Source organism: Paenibacillus cisolokensis (assembly GCF_018403665.1).
GTDB classification, from domain to species: domain Bacteria; phylum Bacillota; class Bacilli; order Paenibacillales; family Paenibacillaceae; genus Paenibacillus_AH; species Paenibacillus_AH cisolokensis.
Genome location: NZ_BOVJ01000214.1, coordinates 1 through 5,592 on the forward strand (window position 1 = coordinate 1; position 5,592 = coordinate 5,592).

At 59.0% G+C, this 5,592-nt stretch carries 5 protein-coding genes; all 5 read left to right on the top strand.

What is annotated here, in order from left to right; all coding sequences use genetic code 11:
• Positions 1 to 949, top strand: a 949-nt coding sequence (locus tag PACILC2_RS24255; protein ID WP_307860707.1) for a polysaccharide deacetylase family protein, incomplete at its 5' end; no start/stop codon positions are given.
• 260 nt (positions 950 to 1,209) lie between these two features.
• On the top strand, positions 1,210 to 2,214 hold the full coding sequence (locus PACILC2_RS24260) for a 2-oxoacid:acceptor oxidoreductase family protein (protein WP_062492986.1): 1,005 nt from the start codon (positions 1,210 to 1,212) through the stop codon (positions 2,212 to 2,214).
• Positions 2,215 to 2,244: 30 nt separating this feature from the next.
• The gene (locus PACILC2_RS24265; RefSeq protein ID WP_062492987.1) at positions 2,245 to 4,551 is read left to right on the top strand and encodes a thiamine pyrophosphate-dependent enzyme; all 2,307 of its coding nucleotides are present in this window, start codon (positions 2,245 to 2,247) and stop codon (positions 4,549 to 4,551) included.
• 89 nt (positions 4,552 to 4,640) lie between these two features.
• Positions 4,641 to 4,934, top strand: coding sequence for a hypothetical protein (locus PACILC2_RS24270; protein ID WP_062492988.1), 294 nt, complete (start codon positions 4,641 to 4,643; stop codon positions 4,932 to 4,934).
• A gap of 83 nt (positions 4,935 to 5,017) precedes the next feature.
• A complete protein-coding gene (locus tag PACILC2_RS24275) occupies positions 5,018 to 5,524 on the top strand; it encodes a hypothetical protein (RefSeq protein ID WP_213531441.1) in 507 nt (168 codons plus the stop codon).
• Positions 5,525 to 5,592 lie beyond the last annotated feature (68 nt).

A 5,592-nucleotide genomic window follows, 5' to 3' on the forward strand; every position in this document is an offset into this window, starting at 1 on the left:
GCTGCTCTTAGCATACAAGGTGGGGTTCTCGATGAATGTGGCGAAATTGCTTGGCTACGGGGAGCAGGACAGACTGCTGATCATTAACGCGGATGATTTCGGCGTATGTCATACGACGAATGTCGGCATCCAGAAGCTGCTGGAAGGCGGCGTCGTCTCGTCGGCGACGCTGATGATGCCGTGCGGCTGGGCGCGCGAGGCGGCGCTGTGGAGCGCCCGGCATCCGCAGTTCGACGTCGGCGTACATCTGACGCTGACGAGCGAATGGGATCACTACAAATGGGGGCCCGTCTGCCGGACGCATCCGACGGATACGCTCGTGACGGAGGAAGGATACTTCCCGAAAGATACGAAAACGTTCGAAACGCAGGCCGACCCCGAGCAGGTGCGCGAGGAGCTGGTCGCCCAAATCGAGATGGCGCTTCGTCTCGGCATGAAGCCGTCCCATGCGGACAACCATATGGGCAGCTTGTACGGACTGGCGACCGGACGCGATTTTCTCGATATCGTATTCGACGTGTGCGCCCAATACGGGCTGCCGTTCCGGCTGCCCCGGTATTTGCTGCAGGAGAACGGCCAGGTAGCGCCGCCGGAGATGGCGGATTTGGCGCGCAAGCGGGCCGACGAAGCGAATGCGAAAGGCGTGCTTGTGCTCGATTATTTGCTCGGTTTGCCGTTCGGAATGGCGGAAGGCGAGACGTATTCCTCGCTGAAATCCGACATGCAGGCGCTGCTGCGGAGCTTGCGGCCGGGCGTATCGGAAATTATCATTCATCCTTCGCCGGTTACCGACGAGCTGCGCGCCTTCCACGGCCAGCCGGACAAGCGGGGAATGGAGATGGATCTGTTCCGCGATCCCGAAGTGCAGGAGACGATCCGTGAGGAAGGCATCATTCTGATTCGCTGGAAAGATCTGCAGAACGTGCAGAGGGGGCTGCGCAACCTGTAGCCCGGCGCATCCGGCCACGCATACGCACGCATACGGCCGGTCTGCCCGTGCAAACGGCGCTTTCGCCATGCGGAAGCCGCCGTTTTTTTTGGCCCTGAAGACGCGGCGGGAAAGAAAGGGGTACAAAACCGGTACAGGACGCATATATCATTATGGATAACACTATGCGAATGGCTTGGAAACTGGTATACTCAAAATTGTAAAAATTATGACAATTATGAAAAATTCGATAATGGAAATCGGGAAGGGAGAGGGAGAAGGTGGCGGTTCTTCCGAAACGGAACGATCTCGGCTTCTTTGAAATCCGGCTGGAATCGATTGGCGGGCTCGGAGCCAATCTGGCAGGGAAGATGCTTGCGGAAGCAGGCGTTGTTGGAAGCGGTTTCAACGGCGTCAGCTTTTCATCCTACGGCTCGGAGAAGAAAGGTTCGCCGGTCAAGGCGCACATCCGGTTTTGCGATATAGGGACGAACATCCGCGATACGACGCCGGTAGAGCGTCCGCATATCGTCGGCATCTTTCACGAGAATTTGTCCAAAACCGTCAATGTGATCAGCGGCATCTACGAAGACAGCGTCGTCCTTGTCAACTCCGCGAAAACACCTGAGCAATTGAAGGAAAAGCTGAAGCTGCAGGGCGGCACGATTGCGGTCGTCGACGCAACCGGCATTGCCCTGGAAGAGCATAACAGGGTCAACATGGGGATGCTCGGCGGCTTGTTCCGGCTGTGCGACTTTCTCGATTTCGAGCATATGAAAGGAATTATCCGGAAGTCGCTGGAGAAGAAATATCCGCAGGCGGTCGAGCCGGCGCTGCGCACGTTCCAGCGGGGGTATGACGAAGTCCGCTTTCGGACGTTCGCGCTTCCGGAAGGCGCCGAGATGCCGTTGCCGACCCGCTGGGACATCCCGGTGCTCGGCTACGAGACGCAGCCGCTCGGCGGCATGATCGTCAATCCGGGCAACAGCGTGCTGAAAGACTTGAGTATTTCCCGCCAAGGCATGATGCCGCATTTCGATGAGGAGAAGTGCATTCATTGCGCGGCATGCGATACGGCCTGCCCGGATTTCTGCTTCGTCTGGGAGGAACGGCCGGACAAGAGAGGAAGGCTTCAGATGTTTCTGCAAGGCATCGATTATCAATACTGCAAAGGCTGTCTGAAATGCGTCGTCGCCTGTCCGACCGAGGCGCTCATGTCGGAACGCGAAACGGATGGCTACGGCGAAGCGAATCGGGTGCCGCATCGTTTCCCAATGGCAAACTGATGCGAGTTCATGAATCGGGGTGATTATGCAATGGCCATCGAGATCGACAAGGAAGCGAGCCGGGGTACCGTCCCGCAGCGGATGGTGTACGAATCCGGCAACGAAATGGCGGCGTACGCGGCGCATCAGATCAACTATCACATCATGGGCTATTTTCCGATTTCGCCGTCGACGGAAGTGGCGCAGTTTCTCGATTTGATGAAAGCGAACGGCCAGCATGACATCAAGCTGATTCCCGCCGACGGCGAGCACGGCTCGGCGGGAATATGCTACGGCGCGTCGGTCGCAGGCGGCCGCGTATTCAACGCGACCAGCTCGAACGGCTACCTGTACATGCTGGAGCAAATGCCGGTGCAGTCCGGTACGCGGTTTCCGATGGTCATGAACCTCGTCTGCCGCTCCGTGTCCGGGCCGCTCGACATTCATGGCGATCATTCGGACCTGTATTTTGCGCTCAATACGGGCTGGCCGATTCTGATGTGCCGCGATCCTCAGGCCGTATACGACATGAACATCATGGCGCTCAAGCTGGCTGAGGACCCGGAGGTGCGGCTGCCGGTGCTGGTGGCGTCGGACGGCTATTTCACCTCCCATCAGAAGCGGCGCGTGCAGACGTTCGCGGACCGTGCGGACGTGCTGGCTTTCGTCGGCGAGCGGCCGCCGGAAGGATTCGCGCATGTGCTCGACCGGAACAACCCGATTACGGTCGGGCCGTACATGAACGAGCCGGACTATATCAACAACTGCTATCAGCAGTCGATGGCGATGTACAGGGCGGCGGACGTGTACGACCGCATCCGCAAGGAATATGCCGTTCTGACCGGCCGCGACTATCCGCTGCTCGATCTGTACCGGATGGAGGATGCGGAAGTGGCCGTCTTCCTGATGAATTCCGCGTCGGAAATTATAAAAGATGTCGTCGACCAGCTGCGCAAGCAGGGAATCAAAGCCGGATCGATCGCGCCCAACATGATACGCCCGTTCCCGCAGAAGGAAATCGCCGAGGCGCTGCGCGGCGTCAAAGCCGTCACCGTCGGCGACCGGGCCGATTCGTACGGCGGGCACGGCGGCAATATGACGAATGAGGTGAAGGCGGCGCTGTTCTCGCACGGCGTGAAGGACACGCTCGTCATCAGCCGTGTATACGGATTGGGCGGCAAAGACTTCTACGCCGAGGACGGGCATCATTTCTTCCGGCTGGCGATCGAGGCCGCGGAAACCGGCAAGGTCGACAAGCCGTTCGACTACTACGGCCATACGCCGGGCGACCCGGCGCTGGCGCCGAAGCGGGTGCTGGAACCGCTGCGCTACGAAGATTTGAAGACCGGACTCGTCACGGTCGACAAGGACGAGACGACCGGCAAGCTGAAAGTGCGCGTTCCCCCGGTCCGCCAGCTGACGAAGAAGCCGAAGCGGCTTGCACCGGGCCACGGCGCCTGCCCGGGCTGCGGCATCTTCTCCGGACTCGAGCTGTTCTTCAAAGGCATCGAAGGCGACATCGTCGCGCTTTATCAGACCGGCTGCGCAATGGTCGTCACGACCGGTTTTCCGTACTCGTCCCACAAGGCGACCTATATTCACAATTTGTTCCAGAACGGGGCGGCAACGCTGTCCGGCGTCGTGGAGATGTTCTGGGAGCGCAAGCGGCGCGGCGAGCTGGACGACCTTGGGCTGAAGGACGACTTCACGTTCGTGATGATTACCGGCGACGGCGGCATGGACATCGGGATGGGTCCGGCGATCGGCAGCGCGCTGCGCAATCATAAGATGATTATTCTCGAATACGATAACGAAGGCTATATGAATACGGGCGCACAGCTGTCGTATTCGACGCCGCTCGGCCACCGGACGTCGACGTCCAACGTCGGCAAGCATCAGGGCGGCAAGCTGTTTCACCACAAGGATACGGCGCAAATTATGGCGGCAACCAATATTCCGTACGTGTTCACCGGCTCGGAATCGGCGCCCCAGGACTTGCTGCGCAAGGCGGCGAAGGCGCAATATTACGCGCAGAACGAAGGGCTCGTCTACGGCAAAATATTAATCACCTGTCCGCTCAACTGGCTGTCGGAGGAGAAGATCGGGCAGACGCTCATCGACGATGCGGTCAATTCGTGCTTCTTTCCGCTGTACGAGGTGGAGCATGGCGTGACGACGATTACGTACAATCCGGAGGAGAAAGGGAAGCGCATTCCGCTGGCGGACTGGCTGAAAAATATGGGCAAGACCAAGCATATGACGCGTCCCGAGTACGCCGAAGCGCTGCGGGCGTTCGAGGACGAAGTGGAGCGGCGCTGGAGCCGGCTGAAGGCGAAGCACGACAACCCGTATTTGTAAGCCGGATCGTTCCGTACCGGAACAAGCAATCGGGCAGACGCAATCCCGCAAGGCGAGATTGCGTCTGTTTTGTGCGAGGAGGGGAGAGCATGCCATTCGTTTGCCGTCATCGGGAGAGCGGCGTTATCGTCGCGGCGTGGCAGCGCAACGTATACGATTTGCCGTACTATGGCGTACTGTGGTGGGAAACCGGCGAAGACGCCGAGCGGGAATCGGAAGCGCGGTTAAGCGAATGCGGATACGACGACATCTCTTCGTGGGAAACCGTTGAAGTCACCGAAAGCCGCGTCAAGCTGATGAATGTCAAGCTGAACAATAACGATGCGCGTACGGTCGTTCTCGAGCGCGACGGCTCCATTCAAGTATCGTTCGAACGGCCATAAGTTTACATATCGGAATAACGCATATCAACCCGTCATGCCGCAATGCGGCGCCAAGCACAATGTGCAAGGAGGAGCGCATTCGAATGGAATCCATACCGCGTCCCGATTCAGGCGTATTCGACCGGTTCCGGACGATCGGCTCGGTGGGGGAGGCGGCCGGCTTCGGCGAACGGCTCGCCCGCTGCGGCTTCAGCGCCGTGCGCCGTTTTCTGGAGGAGTTTCGCGATTATTTGAAGCAATATACCGACGACGAGACGCCGGAAGCGGAAGCGCTGCTTGACCTGGCGCGAATCGCGCTGCCCGAGCCGGGAACCGTAAGCCCTTCCTGGGAACGGATCTGGGACGAATACCAGTCGATTATTGCATATAAAAGCATCGTGTACAGCCGCATACCGGTCCGGGAACGGGAAGGGGAATGGCAGGTGCTGATCGACAATCCGTTCACCCATCAGCAGATCGTCGTCTATCCCGGCCTGACCTTCGCGGAAGCGGCCTATTTATTCGCTTATTTTCGGTCGGGGCTCGCCCGGAACGAACATATCCGGCTGCAAAAGATTGTCACGCTCGTTTCGGACACGGGCTCCGGATAACCAGAGACGGGGCGGAGGAAGGAACGGCCGCTTCCAGCCGCATAAAGCGAACGTTCGCTTTATGCGGC

Coding starts and splice junctions, on each gene's coding strand:
- PACILC2_RS24275 (WP_213531441.1), top strand. CDS start 5,018: ATGGAATCCATACCGCGTCCCGATTCAGGCGTATTCGACCGGTTCCGG.
- PACILC2_RS24265 (WP_062492987.1), top strand. CDS start 2,245: ATGGCCATCGAGATCGACAAGGAAGCGAGCCGGGGTACCGTCCCGCAG.
- PACILC2_RS24270 (WP_062492988.1), top strand. CDS start 4,641: ATGCCATTCGTTTGCCGTCATCGGGAGAGCGGCGTTATCGTCGCGGCG.